Raw genomic sequence first — 19,113 nt, 5'->3', positions numbered from 1 at the left:
TCAATTGAGTATAAGGATAATCGCAATGAGCTGGAAATTTGCCGGGATTATATTTAAAAAGAACTATAAAACCGCCTACCCTGAGCTATTGAAACAGCTGGACGTTAAATACAGCCAATCTGCGGAAGGCTTTACCTTTGCCGACGCCATCAGCCGCGAAAACCAAGCGACCGCCTTGGGCCAGGTTAATGGCAACACCCTGTTGCTTCATCACTTTCTTCCTTACGACTGCTCCTATGAGCCCGGCGCTGAGGGACGGCTGGACGAACTACTGATGCCGCTTTCTAGCGAAAGCGATATCATGAACTATATTGTTGACGACGTTTCGGGAACCTATTGCTTTTCCCTGTTCAGCGACGGAAAGCGCATTCGCCGTTGGGCTGCCGAACCCGGAAAAATCTGGTGCAACGAAGGTAATCCGGTGGATCAGGAGACATCTTCTGTTTCCAAAAATGCCCCCCCTGATATTTTTTCGATGAGCGAAGACGAAGCCCACCTGTTTGCGGTATGGGAGGCATTCGCTGGAATACCCTTCCAGAAACTTGTGCAAGATGACGCGCCTTTATTTCATTTTTTTCTCTAACGACAAGGACGAGCCCAAATTCAAGATTCGCCGGGAATTGAAAGGTAAACTCCATCAGTAAAAATGATGGAAGGCCCAATAATCTAACGGCGCAAATCACTCTTGCGTCAACACCTCAATTTCGCTATTCTCCTATCCGGGACACTCAGGCTGAATCATCCGTGCGTAGAAAGATCACGGCAACAGCGAAAGAGAGGATACGCAGCTTCATGGGGTTTATACGAAGTACTCTCGCCCATGGATAGGCGATGCCGGTTGTGGAATAGAGAGTGGAATAATGGACATTACACCGAAACAAGCCAACAAATCTTCCAGCCTCATCAAGGCAACTGATGATAGCCGGGAGACTCAAATTGCTTTTATAGGTATGACTGCTTTGATCTTGCCGGGTACGGGCGATCTCTCGATACGGAAACGATGGATATATCGCTTTGGCCGGTTGAACGTGCGTTCCTCGAAACGGATCGCTGAAACGCGAGAAAAAAACACCATCTGGAGATATTCCAATGCAAAAAAAAATCGTCCAAACCCAAGCTGGCCGTTCCAACGACACGGTTTCCCGCCAGACTAGCGATTCCGACCGTAACGGCGCTTCCGCAGCCCCGCCTGCCTACGGTATCGATTTTCTCGACCACCAAAAAGAACAATCAAACCCCACCGGCCTGCCCGACAAGCTTAAGGTCGGCATCGAAAATCTGTCCGGCTTGTCGATGAACGATGTGCGGGTTCATTACAACTCGTCAAAACCTGCCCAGTTGCAGGCATTGGCCTATACCCAAGGAACCGATATTCACGTCGGGCCTGGGCAGGAACGCCATCTGCCCCATGAGACTTGGCATGTCGTGCAGCAAGCTCAAGGCCGGGTTCAACCGACAATGCAGATGAAGGGTGAAGTTCCTGTCAACGACGACAGGAGCTTGGAGCATGAGGCGGATGTTATGGGAGAGAAGGCCGTGCAAATGTTAGGAAAGATGCACGATGCCAAACCTGACACCGTGGGATCGAATGCTGCGCATGCTGAAAATGGAGGCTATCGCTCCCCTGCTTTGCAAATGCGCTCCAATCTTTCGATAAGTTCAACTACAAAACCCGTTATTCAACTCTTAAAAACCTGGGGAGGTGACTGGGATACCGAGAAATATGAAAAGATTGTACCCGGAGTCGCAGGGGGGGCGAGGGGAGCTGAAATCGCATTAAAGTTCACTCCAGGTGATAATGTAGATGCAGAATTGATCGGTCTAACTCAAACTGCCCGTGCGATCAAAAATAATACTGCCTGGTATATAGGCGATGCAACCAGAGCAAGCCATGGAATTGATTCGGCGAACGCACAAGTAATCAACCCATTAACAAAGGAAACTGATGAAGGAACGCATATTGATAGAATAGCACCAAGAAATAATCCCATCTATGGCTCTACCAGCTTAGCTGCGGGTAGTACTTTAAAAGACACGCCGATGGACAATAACGCCACTGCAAACCCAATTAATTTAGGTGTCAATGCCACTTATCAATTGGGTTTTCATTATACGTCCGCTGGGGCATTGAAGCACAAGGACGCAAAAATGTATGACAAACCAGTGCAGCCGAACGTTGATAAAGGTTCCGCAAATATATTTGAAGTAACAGCACTCGGTCTGAAAGGGACGCAAATAGGGACTTATTTTGGTTCTGTAAAATGGGGTTGGAAAACCGATTCAGCTGGCAAGCAAGACCTTATCCCCCTCCAAGTTGTTTCGCAAGGCGTACCTTCATCAAGTTTTATGAAAGCTGCCTCACTATGGAATGCAGGCAAAGATTCCACCGGGGCAGATACCATTGATTTACCCATAGTGAATGTAAAAATAACTACCGCACCTATTACGGCGCAATACCCTGCGGGCTTTATCGGACCGCCTCTTCAAATTCCGGCAGGGACAAGGGTTCAAATAATACGGAACGCTACCCCTCCAAGTACCAATGGGCAAATAAAAGTGGTGGATGGTGTTTTCACAGGAAACACTTTAGACGTCATGCCGGCAGACATGGCAAATTTAAGAGATGAAAGACCTTAAACAATGAGGGATGCCGTTTCCATAATCGCTTTTGTCATCTTTTTTATACCCTGTGTAATATCAGGTTGTTCAACAATAAACGAATCGAACATGGATAATAAAAATTCAACAAAAGATAGTCTTGCAAATCAATTAAAAAAAGCCGGTTATAGCGGCCTGTTTCAATATGGCGAACGTAGTTTGGCTGATGCCGTTTGGCAAGACGGAAAAAATGAAGAGGCTTTGCGGCAGATAGTCCTTCATCCTGAATATGAGGTTTATATTCGTTTGTTAGCCTCTGAAGTTTTGTACGCTAAAAATGCTGATTATCCCCCCACTGATTGGGGGGATACATTGGCTTATATTTATGCGCAGGCATTAGCGATTTCCGGACAACAGGAAGGACATTTCTTATCAGGGAACCAATGGGGATTCATGTATTATGCAGATAAGGCGGACATTGCTGATTATGGAACATTGGGAACTCACCTTATGGAAACGGAAACGAAAGTGGTACCGCATTTGATTGGATTATTAAATAATAATGACTTATTACTGTATGAAGGCAGTGAAGAAGCCACCATCGGCAATAGCCTGAAATACCGCGTAAAGGACGCTGCCGCTTATTATATCGGCAAAATAGCAGGTATTCCGGTTCAGTTTCACGAAAACCATGCTGATAGAGATACCGAAATAGAACGCCTCAAAGAACAGCTCAAATAAAGCCAATGGACACAACGACCACATCAAAAGAATTTATAGAATTAGAACGACAAACCGAGAAGGCCAGTCTTTTTACTCACACCGTACTGACCGAACAAATTACTCGTCAAAATCAAAGCGACGCTTTTTTATACGGACTGATTGATTACCTGACACAAAAAGGCATTATTTTGCCCGATGAATTACAGGCAGTTGTCGCCTCGGTCAAAGAAGAAATAATTGAGAAAAAGGAATTTGCTTCCTTAGGCGTTGCCGTAAGAGTTGACGGAGAGAATGATGCGAGTGCTTTTGTTCCCGTCAATTGCAATGAGCGAATGCCTATATGCAAAGGGATGTGCTGCAAATTGTCTTTTGCATTAAGCGTTGAAGAAATTGAATCGGGGCTGCTTAAATGGGAACTTGGCAAACCCTACCATATTCGCCACCAATCAAATGGCTACTGTTGTCATATCAACAATGAACAGCATTGTTCGGTTTATGGGAGCCGCCCCTCGATATGCCGTAAGTATAGTTGCGCTAAGGATACCCGTATTTGGACCGATTTTGATAATATGATTTTGAATCAAGAATGGATAGATGCTCATTTGAGCATAGAAAAATTACAGTTGACCGAAGTCTATATGAAGCAATAAAACTCTGTCGCCGGCCGGGCAGGATAATTACGCCACGCATCAAACTTTATTAACCACTTTTGCCGGTTTTGGCATATTCCTTACGAATACCCAGCAACAATTCCTCCAAAACAATGGTATCGCTGTTACGGGCCAGCGCTTGCAGGGACGCGTAACGAACCGCATTTAAAATAGCGCCGCCGGCAAATTCATGGTCTTTGGCGATTTTATTCAGATCAATATCATCCGCCAATTTGGCCTTGCTGGAAAAACCCTGCCGCCATAAACGCAGCCGTTCTTCAGGGCGCGGCAACGGAAAATAAATCATCGATTCAAAACGTCTGGCGAACGCTTCGTCGAGATTATCTTTTAAATTGGATGCCAGTATGGCTATGCCGTCAAAACATTCCAGGCGTTGCAGCAAAAATGCGGTTTCCTGGTTCGCATAACGATCATGCGCGTCTTGTATTTCGCTGCGTTTGCCGAACAAGGCGTCGGCCTCATCAAAAAATAAAATCCAGTCGCGGTGTTCGGCCTCGTCAAAGACTTTGCCGAGATTTTTTTCGGTTTCGCCGATGTATTTGGATACCACCAATGATAAATCCACCTTGTACACATCGCGCCCGGTCACTTTGCCTAATATGCAGGCGGTCATGGTTTTGCCGGTTCCGGGCGGGCCGTAAAACAGGCTGCGATAACCGGGACGCAATTTGTGCTTCATGCCCCAATCCTGCATCAGGGTGGGGCCGTGCGCTATCCAGGTCTGAATTTCCTGGACCTGTTTGTGCGTACCGGGATGCAGCACCAAATCATCAAAGCCGAGTCCGGTTTCAATAAGCTGAGCCGGAAATTGGCTGCCGAAGCTGGGTCTATAGTGTTGCCCAGTGGTCAGCAAAGCCTGATACTCCTCGCTAAGCCTTAGCGGGCTGTGTAATAGCGGTTCGTTATCCAGTCTCTGAAGGTGCAGCATGTGTTGCCGAATAAAAGCATGATCCCGCTCAAACAGATCGTGTAGTGCCAAGCGCTGCGCAAGGCTGTTGTCGGCAAGAACAAATAGCAGGGTTTGCACGGTCGGTATAAAGCCGCTGCCGCTTCCGTTGTGCCCGCCAAATTCACTGAAGCGGCGATCGAACAGTTGGTTTTTGAGAAAAAACACATCCAGCAGTTCAGGATTAAGCACGGGAGCCAACGCCAGCGCCAAGGTGATGCGTTCGGCAAAGCCGAATTTATTACGCTCAATGCATTGGGCGTAGCTGGAATTTTTTAACGTCGGCGGCTGAATTTCCTGCACGCTTTGATAGACGCATTCCTGGACAAAAAACAGTTTAAAGCGGGTATCAATCACCTGGTTTAACCAGGCCATCTCGCTGTTTAAATCATCGGCATTGATTGTTAGCTGCATTACCATTCCACGCGAAAAGGATGTTCCATCCAGGGCAATTTGAACCATTGCCATGACCAGGGAAAACGCTCTAATACTACATCATAGGTTTTTCGTTCAACGCGCAGCAACCAGCTGCCTTCGCTGGCGCTGAGACTGCCTTCGCGCAATAAAAAGCTGCCGCGAAAACCGTTAACCGACATAGTGTTGAGTATCGGGGCGTTGTCGATCACCGCCGCCAGCAATTCGTCGCAGGCTTCGATGTGTGCAGTTGTTAAGGGACTATCAGAGTCGAATACTTCATCGATTTCCATCGCACACAACAGCTTATTGAACGGCAGCAAATATTCAGGCGGTTCCAAGTCCTCGGCGGCCAAGTAATGTAAAAGCCTGACTGCGTATTGCTTTGCCGCTTGATCATGAAACCGGCCATTCCGCACCAGCTCCAAGCGTTCGAAAAAGGACGCAAGATACGGCCATAAGAGACAAAGCCCTGCATTATTAATATAAAGCGCATCGGTATCGCTAAAGGCCTGCCTACTGCCTATTGTCTCAATGTCCGCCTGTTCTTCGAGGCGAGCTGCTTTGTGTTCCGATTGTTTTATTGCAATATTCTCGGCAGCCGTCTCGTTTGCGGTTTTTTGTCCTTGTCGCGCGCCGCCGATCTTTTTTAGCAATGAGTGTCTGTTGCTGATTGCAGTAGATGCCAACCGGTGCCGATACACTACGCTATCCTCTGTCGTATCGGCGTTTACCTCGCCTTCAAGAACGCTGCCGTTTTTTGCTGACGGCGTTTTGGCTACCGGCGACTGAGCGAATTCATGTGCGAATGGCTTTGTTGTTAATGACGAGCGAACAGTCTTTTGCGCCTGTATTGCATAGTCGCCGCCCATTTTTTTAAGCAGAGGATACCTGTTGCCAATCGAGGTCAACCCACGTTGGTAATCCACGTTATCATAGGCCGTATCATTCTTTACCCACTCTTCTGAAAAGCCGCTTTTTTCTGTAACTTGTTGTGTTGCACTGCTTGCCAATGTCGGCTCATTGGTATTCTGTTGCGCATAGTTAGCATCGCCGCCGATTTTTTTTAACCGATGCCTGTAACCTAGTGGCTCTTTAACCTGAGTCTTAGAAGCGGCAATTAATGGGTCGCTCGGCGCGGGATGCAACATTAAAGAGCTGTTGCCGGTCGCCTCTTCGGCAATAAGAGACGCTACCTGCTCTATCGATGCCGATAGAGCAGCTGGACGCCATTCGTTATTCGTCACATTTTGGCTTGATGCCAGTTGCTGCACACAGTTGACTAATATCTGGTGAGACAAGCCTTGTAATCTGGCCCAACGCGCAATGACGGCTGTTAAAAATTCGGCATGCTGGGAAATAAGCGGATCGCCTGTTATAGCCACTTGCAGAAGACTTTGCCAGAGCGAGGCTCTTAAATACAGCCTAGAAACCCGGCTCGATTGCTGGAATTGTGCCTGCACGACCAGCAAGGTTTGCAGCAGCGAAGCAACCAACGTTTGGGGAACGGAACAGAGTAAAGCCGTCATGACGACTAAGTTGTTATCGTCAAAATAGCCGACTAAACGTTGCCGGCTACGCGGCTCCTGAATAAGTTTGGGCAATAAGCGTTTTAAAGCATGGGGGGCAGTCTCTATAAGAACTGCGAAACTTTTTTCGGGTAATTGGCGTTGACTGATTTCGGCCCACCACGGCAGATAACCTTCGCGGATAAAAAGATCAAGCAACTCCAAGTGCGCCGACACTGGATCGATTTGTTGCTTAGCGACTACCGGCACAGATTCTGACGGAGCTATCTGCTCACTGAGAGCTAGTCGCAAGGCCGCTTCAATTTTTTCCGATAATTCGGCTTCTAAACGATTGCCGTCAAGCTCCCCCAAATTCAGCTCCAGACGCTCGATCCGGTGCAGGCAATCGGAGCTGCTGGCCTCGGATAGGCAACGATCGAGCAGCGGCAACTGTTGCTGAAAAATGCGGCTCAACGTTTGTTGTATTTGCCATGCATTTTCTTGTTTTGCCAGTGTTATTTCTACGATCTGCCGTTTGATGACATGACGCTGTGTGTCCATAAGCGAGTTAATTAAGCCAGTAACTTGCTCACTGAACGTTTAAAAACAACCTCAACGCGGGTTTGGGCCTTGATGGCGCGAATGGCTAATTCCGCATCGCTTTTTATGCCGGCATCGGCGCTAAGTTCAGGCTGCTCGGGCGGTAAACCGGCCAAATTCGGATTAGCTTTTACTCTTTCCGGCAACAACGCAGGCGAGATAACCATATCGACACCGATTTGCAGCTGTCCTAAGCCTTTATTTTGCGTGTTATCGGCACGGTCTAATTGATGGAAGTAAACCGGCAATCCTTGAACTTTACCATCTCCGAGGGTCGTGAACTCATAAAATACGCCTGCCTGCCCTCCACTGACTTGAATCGGAGCCTGCAACAAGGAATCGGCGACACTTGCTTTAAACTGCAATGCCGGGTTGGCATCAGGGCGCACTAAAACAGCGGCCATTTGGGACACATTCACGGTTGAAGTTACCTGAGCGCCATTATTGTCCAGATGAGTTTTAGCGGCTTGAAGTGCGATAAAATTGTCTACCGTCAGATTGGGAGAAGTTAACACTAAATCTCCGCCCTTGCCTTGAACGGCGTCCGTTGCAACTGCAAAACCAGTCATTGAGGGTATAGGCAATACCACAGTTGGCTGCTTGGGTACGGCAATACTGAGTACAGGCCCGGCTACTGCGCCACGAATAAATTCATGATCGGCAATGCTGCGGGTTAGCACCTGATAACGGGTACTGGCTTGTGAGCCTTGAATTTTAATGCTCGCCGTGCCGGAATAATCGATGATGGGCTTAGCCACCAAAACGCCGACAGCCGGATTGGCTCTTACTTTGAGCGGTAATATCGTAGTAAGGAAATCGGTTTGAGTCGCTTTCTTTTCCGACTTCTCAAAAGTTTTCGTGGCGCGAATGCGAATATCGATGTCTTCAGTGACTACTGCCGTCGTTTCCAGCAATATGGTACCGCCGTTACCGCGCACACTGTCCGACAATTCGGCGTCATTCATGGTGCGCAGTTGGTAATCAACGCCTTCTTGCGCCTTTTCAACAGCGACTTGAATTTTTACCCCGTAATTAACAATCCTGGCCGCGTTTGCAGCTGGGGTATCGCTGGCTACCAGCAACTCTCCACTTTGAATGCTCGCAACTAGGGTCACATCCAGCCCAACTTTAACGATTGGCGTTTTCAGCAAAAAGTTAAATAAGCCGCTGTTTAGTTTAGTTGCTTTAATGCTAAAACTGCGATCATTAATAATGACTGGAGTAACCAGTTCCACATCGCCGCCATTGCCATCAGCCAGCAACTTCATATCCGGCTGTTTAGCGTCTGAGGCTATGGCTTGCTGCTTGTCATCGCACAAACAATAGCTAACGCCTTGCTGACTATTACTAATAACGATTCTGGCCCTCATGTTGTAGGCGACTGTGCTGACGTCGGCAATAGCCAAATCGCGTAAAGGATAGGTCGTAGCTATGCCCAACAGGTCGATCAGCCGATCCCGCGCATCACGCAAAGAAATGGCGGCTGACTGCGCTATCGAGCCGTTTAAAATGCCTTGATCGCTGAGTATTCGATAAGCCAAGTGTGTCTGTTGCCAATGTTTATAGGTCGCATCGAAATAGGCCGCATCCTTCAGATCCATGCGGATATAAACAATCAAATGGGCCGGCGTCTCATCCCGCACAATTTGCTCAACCAAGTGTTTAAAATCAGCGCTACGAAAATCGGCCGCAAAAAGAACCACGCTCAGTTGCAGCGAATAAGGATCGCTAGAGCGGGCGTTGCTAAGGAGGGAGCTCTGTTGCGGGATGTCTCCGGTCATGGGGCGCAATAAGGCATGCTCGACGACGAACAATTTCTCATTACCGTCCTCTAAAATACCCAATTTAAGCCGCAAATTTTGCTCTAAGTTTGAACGATTATCCGCGCCGTAGGGCGCCAATACATTAAAACCGGTACCCTTGCTGCTGATTTGATTATATCGGCGGAGTAGCGCTAGCTTATTAAGCTGTACTTGTGTCCTAAAACCCTCCTGTTCGTTAAGACGTTCTTCCGGGCTAAGCGGCTCTTGCTGGCCGGCGCCAGAAATAAAAAAACTGCTGTAATCGGTAAATTGTTCTGCAAAACGCGCCAACAAATGGTCGATAAAACGAGTTTTCCTCGGCCAATCGTCAGCTTGGGCTGCCGTATCGTCCACCAAATTAGCGGCGAAAATTTTTTGCAGGCTGTCTCCGCGAGATTTGTTATTTGGGTCTACCCACAAACCGCCTACATTGTCATCATCCAAACTGGCGACAAAATAACTGGCCGGTTGTTCAACCCGAAATGAAAATAAGTCTTTTACATGAGCTAATTGGCTAAAGCTATTAGCAAGCAGTTGCTCGAACAATAGCAAATAAGCCTTAAGCTGTTTGGCCTGCGCTCTGCGCTGCTCACTTGCGGTGCTTGGCAAACCTGCTGCGCCAATTCCATAGACTTTAGGGAATTGGAGCAACAGCGAATAATAACGCTCGATGTGTCGATCACGCCCTTTGGGTCGCGGTAGGCCTGAACTGACAAGCTTACGCTGTAACGCGTTTTGTTGATTGCTAAAGTAGCGCTTAACCAGAGTTTCACTATTCAACTGAATCGGCAATTGCCTTTTTTTCAGAGTCACTTTGCTGTTATCAATATCCAGCTTTGGGGTTTTAGCGCTATCCAGCACAAAAGTTGCATCATTCAGCTTATCTCCGCTTTTAAAGACCACATATTCAACCATACGCACGCCAGTAACATCCATGATTTCCCGGATCAAATCCGAAGCATAGAGATTTTTTTTGCGTTTTAGACCGATAAGCTCCTGACTGTCAATAAAGCCGTGATCCAACAACGGGCCGTCAAAAATCTCCTCAATCGGCTTACCTTGAGCTAAACATTCTTCGAGGCTATAAAAGCATGGACTTGGCGACAGATAAGCAGCAATTTTTCCTAGGATACCAAGGTAGACTTCTTCCGGGTCAGCCTGCGTATCAATTTCGATACTGGTTTGCAATTGAACATTCTGGTCGTCTAGGACTTGTATGGATTCAAAATCTATCGTCAAACTGCGTTGGGCGTGCAAACGTTCGGCAACATCGCGAACAATCGCTCCCCCGACCTTGTTGAGTGCTTCTGCTTCGGATTTTTCTATCAAAACCCGGTAAACTCCATGCAAAGCTAAAGGACTGGCACCCTCGTCAAGCTTTAAACCAATCACTTTCTCGCCAGCCTCAGAAGCTTGCTTTTCTCTGTAATACAAAGGCGGCGTGGGGTCGCAAACCGGTTCAATCCAGGCATTTTTAACGCCTTCCACATCAATGACCAGTTTACGCAAATCCAATAAAGTAACCGGCTTCGAAGTCAATATTTGCTGCGGACTGTATAAACTGTCGTAAGTATCCTCGCCCTCCCGACTTAACAAATCCTCCATGTCATAGTTAATTCGATAAGAAAGGTCGGTGAGTGCGTAACAAACTTGCTCCAAAATAGTAATGCCAGGGTCATGGGCATTAAAATCAGTCCACTCGGGACCGGCAAGCTTTTCCAGCCAAGCAATCCCCTCCTTGCGCAAATTTTCGTAGTCAAGGGTCGGCACAGGTGTTGTATCAGTCGGTGAAAAGTTGGTTAACATAAGATTTACCACGGCTTACGATACGATTAGTTCAGTTTAAAGGTACGTTGTGCGTATCTTACACGGCTGCAAGGTTAGCTTTTAACCGCCGCAAAAAGTTGCTGAATCTGATTTTGCTGTTCTTTGAGCGCTTCGATAAGAACGGCAACAAGGCCGGTATAATTGACGCCCATCATGCCATCGGGCCCTGTTTCCACTAATTCAGGGAATACAGTCTCAACCTCCTGAGCGATAAGGCCGATCTGCGTGCCCTCCACTTTCAAGTCCCTCCATTTAAAAGAGACGCCTTGCAACAATGAAAGCTTACTTAGCGAACTTTCCAATGGATTAATATCCTTTTTTAACCGCTTATCAGATCCACTAAGTGCACCAACAGCAGTCCACAGCCTACCCGCAGCAAAGCCGCCGTAATAACCGGAGTTATCCGCTTTCATCAAACGCAACCAGTCATCGTTGCCATCATGGTCGCCTACAGCTGAAAGCCGCCATTTATCCCCTAGTCGCAGAACACCGACTGTTAACATGCCTTTAATTTTGGTATTGCCAGTCCCGCCCTCGATACCCAATAAGGGAGTCCAGCCGGTTGAGAAAAATGTCCAATCGCGGCTTGAATGTAAATGAATACCAAAACCGGTACGTCCAAAAAACCCCCTATTAGAGGCGTGTTTAATAAGCCCTTCATCCCAATTATTAGGAGTATCCCGATACCAAGTGACTTTCGGCCACTCGTCTGCGTCGGCGCCGGTAAAGCCGCCTAAGGCGACATTGCCGTCTAAAGTGATGTTGCCGGCGATATTAACGGGACTAACGCCCCAGCCCATATCCCGTCCGATAGTAATGCGGTTAGTTGCATCACCTTCAAAGTACATCAGGCTGGCCACCCGATTACCGGAATCATGCACGGCAATTTCGGTATTCGCCAGCGTTTCAAATAACAAGCCTGCGGTGCTGGCATTCCAACCCTTACCGCCGCCGTAATTGGCATTGGTGCCGCCTATAGTCAGCGAACCGCTGCTCATAAATTTGTTGTCGTTTGCATAGTCGTTACCGTTGGAAATATTGGCGGCGCCTAAAACGCGCATCACCCCCGCGCCCTTGGGTTTCAGTTGTAAATGCTGATCGGCGTTACTGCCTGAGGCATAGATTGTGTTATATCCAAAGCCGATGCCTTGGGTGGCATTGCTGTGGCGAAACTCAATGCCGTCCGCATCAGGCCCGAAATCTCCGGTAATATAGAGTCCTTTAACTGCCGCTGGATGTGCGCCGCTACGCGCAGCTTGAGCAATATCGAGTTTGGCAATGGGGGTGATTGTTAGGCCAATCCCGGCATTACCGGTGATGTTAGTGACATCCGCCACAAAGCTTAACTTGGGAACGCTCGCTGCGTTTTTACCGGTTAACAATAATTCAGCGGCGGAGCCCGCACCGTCTTTGCTGAAAGCTTCTAAATATATTCTATTGTCATCCTTGTTGTTGGCTAAAATTAATTGCCCGCCACCGTTGCCTTCCAAGCCCAATTTTATTCCTCTCGATGCTCTTACGTCTAAAGAATAACCGGGATTGTTGACTCCTATGCCAACATTGCCGGAAGGCATTAGGGCAATATGATCATCGGGATCGTTATTAATACCCAGCTCCAGCGTCATGGACTCGCCGGCTCGGGCATAGTAACGCAACCAAGCCGCATCGCCACCGCCGCCACCTGGGTCTTTTGGAAACAGGATACCGTTAGTTTCGGTGGCTCCCGCGCTAGGCGTCATTACGCCCTTGACAATGAGGTTATTGGCGATAGTGACGGGCGTAACGCCCCAGCCCATATCGCGTCCAATCGTAATGCGATTAGCCGCATCGCCTTCGTAATACATTAAACTGGCGACACGCGTATTCGCATCATTTACTGCGATTTCGGTATTGGCCAGTGTTTCCAGCAATAATGCGGCAGTATTAGCTGTCCAGTTACTCCCCCCGCCATAATTGGCAGTGATGCCGCCTATTGTAAGTGAACCGCTCGCCATCTTGCCATTGGCATTGGCCCAACCATTACCATTGCTAATATTGGCTGTGCCGATGACCGTTAATCCTGCTGGGGGGGCGAGAGTACCTATACCCAGGTTGCCGGTTGCCTTATCAATAAACAAACGCGTCGCACCGCTGCCGTCGACCACACCAAGACCGGCTTTAGCTGTAGCCGCTGCGTTAGGGTCGGTGCGTGGATTCAGTTGTAGCGACCAAGCCGGGTTGTTGTCTTGAAATTTTGCGTACAAATTGATGACTTTGAGCAATCCGGCCACATCACCGGCGGCCTCAATACTTAACGGGTCGCCCGGCAGTTTAACGATGCCGTCGTCTTTTTGGTTAAACCCCGCGTCAATAAGATCGGCAAAATTGCTTTCCGTCGGAACACTGTTTTTGACGAAATAGGATTTTAGATCGGAACGGTTTTTTTTGTTAATATCCATGATGATCTCTTATATTGAATGCAATGTTTTTTACAATTAGGTTAATCAGCTGACCACAAAATCAAGTTCCAGCTTCATATAATTAATACCTTTAAATGTTTGTCCGTCGACGTTAAGGTCTGTGATTAAATCAATATCATGTTCTCGGGCCGCAATCAGCACGGCATCTGGACGAGGGGCTTCGACAAAGTAACCCTCGCTACTGGATGTTAAAGGGGGTTTGATTATCAATTGATAATCAAGGCCGTTTTCAGCCCCCAAAAACATCTTAAAGTGCTCGACGTAATCGACATAAGCGCATCTTTCGATAAAATCGATGATGGCATTGGCGTATATTCTTCCGCCGATAACCACGTCTTTCCCTTGTTCATACGCCCAGGGTGATAAAAAATGATTCACGTCTTCGTTAAGCTTTTGTGTATAAAAACCAGTATCGACATCTGGCTGAAAACGCACCGCAAAGCGCAGCTTTACCGGGAGATAACAGGCGTTTTTAACTACAATATGCGCCCCCATAGGAGCGTGGGTGTTTAAAAAGTCGCCAATGTCATTGAGTAAACTGGCGGGAGCCTTAGGTGTAAAAGGGTTGAACGGTAGCCGATTGCGCACATCGGGAATCACCACCACGGTGACTTGCCCTAAATTTTCCAAAGATTGAGCCGGAATACATTTGGCTTTGTAAAGCTCGGGAAATTGTTCCAGAACCAATCGTTCATAGTCCCAAAGACCGACAGCACGCTGTTTGTGCCGTAAACGTTCGCTGACGCGAGTATTAAAATGGCTATCCAGCTCACTGGGCTTAGCTCCGAACGAGGTAAACGGCTGCTTAATTCCAGCAATGCCGGCAACGGGTTCTACCAATCCTTTGAGCGAATTGGCCGGCAGCGGCTGATTTAGATGATCCTCGCTATTATTTTGATCGATAAAACTTGCCGCCACCGCCTGAGAGTAAACGCCAATAGTGTCACAAACGCTATCGCAACCCTCGCTAATCGCAACCCGAAGCCAAAACAAGTCGGGGGGCAACAAAGTACTCGGTTTCACTGCTTCCAACTGTAATGAAACGATGCCGGATTGCAATAAGCCATCACTGGCATCGGCCTGCAATTGTCCTTTGTCAAGGCTATTCCAACGGTTATCGCTTAATACGCTCCATTGCACTTTGGCCACCGCTAGATCGGGGTTAGCAGTGCCTTCAGCCATTTGCAGCAACATCGATAAGGTTTGCGGGGCGTGCATACCACTTAAACCGATATATAACTCGCCTTCGTTGTGATAAGCGGGCAACAAGCTATAACCGCCGCTTTGGCTATCGATTTGTATTGGCGCATGACCAAAAGGATGCAGGTGGTAAAGCTGGTCGGCATCATCACTTTGCACCGCAGCCAGGTTTATTTCTATTGCCGCGCTGTAATCAATGCTAAGACTTTTAAGCTTCGGCGTATAGGGTGGGTTGACTTTATAGTCATTGGCATTAACAGGAGTCTCTTTAGCATTAACAATAGCTGCCGCCAAGTCTACGGACTTGGCTGAGGCAATGCCAGGGTATGCGCTGTGTTGAAAATCACGTCCCGCCAATTCTAAGAACCAGTAACGCGACCAATGGGTTACATCATCGTCATTAGCTTCGGCAAACAAGCGTTCATAACGGTAGCCCGCTCTATTTGCTTGAATGCGCACGGGAATATTGGCAATCGCCAAGCTAGTGGAGGCTTTGGCATCGTTTTTATTAAATAAGGGCAACAAAGCCGCCGAATCGTCTAACGGCAATTCAAGGCGTTGATCGACCATGCCGATTTTACATTTAAAGACGGTGTTGTCCGCTATAGTGGGGATAAAGCTAGTAACGTTCGTTTTAACACCCTGCGCGTCAGTCTTGCTTGTGACACTTACCGTACCGTAATTTGCGTAGTACTCATCCATCTTAGCGGCAGGCACATTCATCCATTGCAGATTAAGATTAAGGCCAGTAAGCTTTTTTTGCATTAACTCGGAATAGCCGAAATTCAATCTGGCGCCAATGGCAGGGCTACTGCCGAATACTTCAAAGGGTTTGCTAGGCGTTAGCGTGTAGTCATCGTTTTGCAGTTTGAAATCCGCCAAACCTTCCACTGAGACATCAAGCAATGCTTTTTCCAGCGACAAATCTTGAAACAAAGGGTAGTCAGTCACATAGCGTTTACCTACATCATCCCAGCAAGGCTGCAACATTAACCTAAGTACCGGCCAGGAAGTTTTAATGTACGTGGCATCAGAGTCAGGTAAAGCGGTTATTGGTTCCGCACTTTTTTCAAACGTTAGTGTCCAGCTAATACTTTTTAAAGCTTCGGCGGGTGGCTTGACTGGATAATCGCCCGCTTTCACATTCATACTATCTGCCGTTACCCAGCCCTTTGCCGAACTCAATTCGATAAGGAATGGATTTTTGCTTAACGCGGCGTTGATTTTTTCAGTATTAAATTGTTCCTGCTTAAATACTAAAGTCAGCGTCAAAACTCTTTTTCCCTGGGCCAAGCACAGCATCGGCGAACTGATGGCGAAACCGATGTTGCCGACCGGCGGCAGGCTTTGCTCGGTGTCGACAAGAGCCTGCCGCTGACCAAAAGTGTACCAGTAACTGGAATCGCTACTACTTGAAACTTTTGCTGTCGAGGTGTCCGCCCTGGCATTTAAGCTTAGCCAAGTGACTTTTTGCGCAACCGGTGTCGGGAGACGATTACGCCAAGCCTTTTCCAAGGTATTGACGACACTCTCCCAGTCACCGGCTGTTAGCTCGGCACCTGCCGCAGCAAAATCAAGTAACTTTACCTCCTTATCGGCTTGTTCCTGTTCAGGCAAGGATAAATTGGTTGCTAAGGGCAAATACGCCTTGACGCGATTCAATAAATCACTGTTGTCGGTAGCAGGAACGCCCAATACCAGTTGCATTACCGATTGGAAAGCTAATATCCGATCTTCTTCTGTTTGCCCAGATTCAGAAGCCGAACGTAAGTTATTTAATTGCCTCTTATGCGTGGCTGTGACTTTTTTCCGGTAAGCCTTGGCGCAATTGTCATACACAATGGCCCATAGGAAATTAGCTGCATTGGCGGCTGTTGCGGCATCCATCAGCAACAAAAAATCTTCCAACGGCATAAAGAAATATTCTTCTATAACACACAAGGCCTGATAAAAACTGTCCAGACTATCTATGCTCGGGAGGCCTTTAATCTTTGGATAGGCGGGAGCGCCAAGAGCCGCTGTAAAGTTGCTGTCGAAATTGGGTGGCTCGGTAGTCGGCAATTGGTATTCGGGCTGTTTTCTTTGTCTTTGTCCCGCTCTTTCCAGAAGCCTGTTTATTTCTCGCCAGTCATTATCAATCGGGACTTTAATCAGCATCATTTCGTTAAAAAGTTCAACATCCAATTTATTATCGAACATGAATTTTTTAACATCATCATTGGTGCGCTGCTCATAAAGCTGAGTAAAGTTCTTTGCCAGCGTCAGTGTGGAAAAATAGTCTGTTGTTGAGCTAAAACCTAAAGCAGCTTTAATATTACTATCAAAATCCCTAAAATCATTCTTTGCAGGTAAGGTAAAACTCGAATCACCGGAGCGGATTTTACCCATTTCCGTCAAAAGCCGGTTAATGGTTTGCCAGTCGCCATCCGCCGCAGGACCTCGACTATATTTTCGTTGTATCAAGCTACGCAGCTCACCGATTTCCATAAACAAGCCACTGTCTATCCCGATAAATTTCACCAGTGTATACAGTTGCGTCAACAGGTCAAAAGTGGCTACGGCCTTAGGCGGGTAGATTGGCAATGCATCGCCCGGCAGGGGATCGCCTAGAACGACTTTTAACATTTCCATGACCGCATCATTTTTAGTACCGGTGTACTGCTCACGCGCTTCCCGAATACCGATAATTTGTTTATTCACGTAAACAGAACTGAGTCGGGCAATTTTGGCATGATTAACAACCAAGTCAGATTCGGTGCGATAAACCAGCTCTTTACCCTGACTATCTTTCCCAGCAGCCAGTAGGGCACCCATCGGCAATAATACCTTGCTCACCTGACTGGAAGGTTCAATCAGCACATTGACACGGTCGGCTTGCGGCGGTTTTTTTTTGAAGTTCAATACCGTGCGGTAATAAAAATCCAAATGCCTTGCAGTGAGTTGATTCAGCTGCCCTTGGGTATTTTTCAGCAATTGTAAAAATGTCAGATATAAAACAAAATGAGGCCTGTGCAGATTGTAAAAACGCTCATCAGCATAGTTTTCAGGTTGTTTAACAAAGTTTTCTATTTGCTCTAACCAAGCGGCAAAATCACTACCGTCTTTAGCCTCTGGATTTAACAACGCCTGCCAGTTACCGGTCGCAACATTTTCATCATTGAAGTAGCGAAGCTCTTTGGCAAACTCATGAGCAAGCATTAACTGATCACGTAAACTGCGCTCGTCAATTCCTACAAAATCTGCTTGTAATGCAGGCAATAAACGTTGTATTTGGCTAGTGCCGTCGCGATTAGAAGCAAAAGGGGATACCGGCTCGGTCATGATAATTTACTCAGCTACCTTTAACGGTGAGATTGGTGGTCAGAAACATACCGCTACCTGAATACTGCGCGGTGCTATCGGGAATAGGCCCACCTGGCCCCGGCGGCGGCTGTTGCGCCGGGGTTTGAACGGAAAACTTGGCGGTAAAAGTTCCTCCTTTGAGTAACACCAGCTTACCGCCGGTTTTAGTTTTTCCGGCTTTCTGATCCCCGGCTAGCGCATCAATTTCCAACGTACCGACGCCGGGAATGCAATATTGCGGTGTCATATAAGCGCAGCCGGGGACAGAGACTTTTTTCTCATCGCCGTCTACACAGATTTTTTTACCCTTGACGGTTGCAGGTCCGGTGGCTTTTAAGTCGCCGGGTTGAACGACGACTATCGCGGCTCCGAAATTGGGCATAAAAATGGCTTTATCGCCTTCCAAGAGAATAGAATCAAGCATTGGCGTAACTCGCCTCGTTCAGATAAAACGGATAAACCAGATTAAAGCGGGAGTTAGTGCTCCTTACCGTGTAATCTATAGCAATCATCAACAAGCCTTGGGTCTGGGAGCTCTCATCAACATTGATAGCATTCAATACGATGCGCGTCTCATAATACAGTACCGCATCGGTAATCAATCGGGTCAGGGTATTGACCAGGCTTTGACTGATTTCTTCAAACATAAAGCGCTGTAAGTCGCAGCCAAAATCTTCGCGCATAATGCGCTCACCCTGAGCGGTGTTTAATAAAATTTGTAGGCTTTGCTGAATATCCTGATGCTCCGATACGCAATGCACATCCAGTCCATTTTGACTAAAGCTTGGCGGAAAGCTCCAGCCTTTACCCAAAAAAGAAGCCTGTGCGTTTCTGCTCATGATTATTCTTCCCCGCCTGCAACGGGGGACTCAGGCGTTTTATTAAGCTGTCCTGAAGCTTGCTCCTGAATTTTCCCAATCAGACCGTAGACTTTTACAAAAGGCATACTGCCTAGGCCTTCGAGTAACAGGTTAATTTCATCAGCGGAAAGTTGTAGATTAATAGCTTGCTTATCCATGTTGT

General features: G+C 47.5%; 12 protein-coding genes. 4 read left to right on the top strand and 8 right to left on the bottom strand.

The features are described 5' to 3' along the window. The first annotated feature begins 25 nt into the window (after window positions 1-25). The 4 genes from V3O24_RS04145 (at window position 26) to V3O24_RS04130 (ending at window position 3,971) form a co-directional block, all read left to right on the top strand. The gene (locus V3O24_RS04145; RefSeq protein WP_331306318.1) at window positions 26-583 is read left to right on the top strand and encodes a hypothetical protein; all 558 of its coding nucleotides are present in this window, start codon (window positions 26-28) and stop codon (window positions 581-583) included. 506 nt (window positions 584-1,089) lie between these two features. Beyond that, window positions 1,090-2,637, top strand: coding sequence for a DUF4157 domain-containing protein (locus tag V3O24_RS04140; protein WP_331306317.1), 1,548 nt, complete (start codon window positions 1,090-1,092; stop codon window positions 2,635-2,637). 90 nt (window positions 2,638-2,727) lie between these two features. Further along, window positions 2,728-3,339 carry a hypothetical protein gene (locus V3O24_RS04135; RefSeq protein WP_331306316.1) on the top strand — a complete coding sequence of 204 codons (612 nt, stop codon included), beginning with the start codon at window positions 2,728-2,730 and terminating at the stop codon, window positions 3,337-3,339. 5 nt (window positions 3,340-3,344) lie between these two features. Next, complete coding sequence (locus V3O24_RS04130) at window positions 3,345-3,971, top strand: YkgJ family cysteine cluster protein (RefSeq protein ID WP_331306315.1); 627 nt, start codon at window positions 3,345-3,347, stop codon at window positions 3,969-3,971. 49 nt (window positions 3,972-4,020) lie between these two features. Here V3O24_RS04130 and V3O24_RS04125 read toward each other — a convergent pair whose 3' ends face one another. The 8 genes from V3O24_RS04125 to V3O24_RS04090 form a co-directional block, all read right to left on the bottom strand. Next, entirely contained in the window at window positions 4,021-5,352 is a 1,332-nt protein-coding gene (locus tag V3O24_RS04125; protein WP_331306314.1) for an ATP-binding protein, read from the bottom strand. Beyond that, complete coding sequence (locus V3O24_RS04120) at window positions 5,352-7,421, bottom strand: contractile injection system tape measure protein (protein WP_331306313.1); 2,070 nt, start codon at window positions 7,419-7,421, stop codon at window positions 5,352-5,354. The genes V3O24_RS04125 and V3O24_RS04120 overlap by 1 nt, the downstream gene beginning before the upstream one ends. An 11-nt stretch (window positions 7,422-7,432) precedes the next feature. Further along, complete coding sequence (locus V3O24_RS04115; protein WP_331306312.1) at window positions 7,433-11,068, bottom strand: hypothetical protein; 3,636 nt, start codon at window positions 11,066-11,068, stop codon at window positions 7,433-7,435. 74 nt (window positions 11,069-11,142) lie between these two features. Next, window positions 11,143-13,527: a tail fiber domain-containing protein gene (locus V3O24_RS04110; protein WP_331306311.1), complete on the bottom strand. Its 2,385-nt coding sequence runs from the start codon at window positions 13,525-13,527 to the stop codon at window positions 11,143-11,145. 45 nt (window positions 13,528-13,572) lie between these two features. Then, on the bottom strand, window positions 13,573-18,069 hold the full coding sequence (locus tag V3O24_RS04105) for a baseplate J/gp47 family protein (RefSeq protein ID WP_331306310.1): 4,497 nt from the start codon (window positions 18,067-18,069) through the stop codon (window positions 13,573-13,575). Window positions 18,070-18,079: 10 nt separating this feature from the next. Beyond that, window positions 18,080-18,514, bottom strand: coding sequence for a hypothetical protein (locus tag V3O24_RS04100; protein ID WP_104425093.1), 435 nt, complete (start codon window positions 18,512-18,514; stop codon window positions 18,080-18,082). After that, the gene (locus V3O24_RS04095; protein WP_331306309.1) at window positions 18,507-18,929 is read right to left on the bottom strand and encodes a GPW/gp25 family protein; all 423 of its coding nucleotides are present in this window, start codon (window positions 18,927-18,929) and stop codon (window positions 18,507-18,509) included. Before V3O24_RS04095 ends, V3O24_RS04100 begins: the two co-directional genes overlap by 8 nt. 2 nt (window positions 18,930-18,931) lie before the next feature. Next, entirely contained in the window at window positions 18,932-19,108 is a 177-nt protein-coding gene (locus tag V3O24_RS04090) for a hypothetical protein (protein WP_331306308.1), read from the bottom strand. Between the last annotated feature and the right edge of the window lie 5 nt (window positions 19,109-19,113).

Source organism: Methylobacter sp. Wu8 (genome assembly GCF_036440755.1).
Classification (GTDB): Bacteria; Pseudomonadota; Gammaproteobacteria; order Methylococcales; family Methylomonadaceae; genus Methylobacter_A; species Methylobacter_A tundripaludum_A.
This window is presented reverse-complemented; position numbering and strand designations above follow the sequence as displayed.

Excerpts from the sequence above, each read along its gene's own strand:
- V3O24_RS04145 (WP_331306318.1), top strand. The coding sequence starts at position 26 with ATGAGCTGGAAATTTGCCGGGATTATATTTAAAAAGAACTATAAAACC.
- V3O24_RS04140 (WP_331306317.1), top strand. The coding sequence starts at position 1,090 with ATGCAAAAAAAAATCGTCCAAACCCAAGCTGGCCGTTCCAACGACACG.
- V3O24_RS04135 (WP_331306316.1), top strand. The coding sequence starts at position 2,728 with ATGGATAATAAAAATTCAACAAAAGATAGTCTTGCAAATCAATTAAAA.
- V3O24_RS04130 (WP_331306315.1), top strand. The coding sequence starts at position 3,345 with ATGGACACAACGACCACATCAAAAGAATTTATAGAATTAGAACGACAA.
- V3O24_RS04125 (WP_331306314.1), bottom strand. The coding sequence starts at position 5,352 with ATGCAGCTAACAATCAATGCCGATGATTTAAACAGCGAGATGGCCTGG.
- V3O24_RS04120 (WP_331306313.1), bottom strand. The coding sequence starts at position 7,421 with ATGGACACACAGCGTCATGTCATCAAACGGCAGATCGTAGAAATAACA.
- V3O24_RS04115 (WP_331306312.1), bottom strand. The coding sequence starts at position 11,068 with ATGTTAACCAACTTTTCACCGACTGATACAACACCTGTGCCGACCCTT.
- V3O24_RS04110 (WP_331306311.1), bottom strand. The coding sequence starts at position 13,527 with ATGGATATTAACAAAAAAAACCGTTCCGATCTAAAATCCTATTTCGTC.
- V3O24_RS04105 (WP_331306310.1), bottom strand. The coding sequence starts at position 18,069 with ATGACCGAGCCGGTATCCCCTTTTGCTTCTAATCGCGACGGCACTAGC.
- V3O24_RS04100 (WP_104425093.1), bottom strand. The coding sequence starts at position 18,514 with ATGCTTGATTCTATTCTCTTGGAAGGCGATAAAGCCATTTTTATGCCC.
- V3O24_RS04095 (WP_331306309.1), bottom strand. The coding sequence starts at position 18,929 with ATGAGCAGAAACGCACAGGCTTCTTTTTTGGGTAAAGGCTGGAGCTTT.
- V3O24_RS04090 (WP_331306308.1), bottom strand. The coding sequence starts at position 19,108 with ATGGATAAGCAAGCTATTAATCTACAACTTTCCGCTGATGAAATTAAC.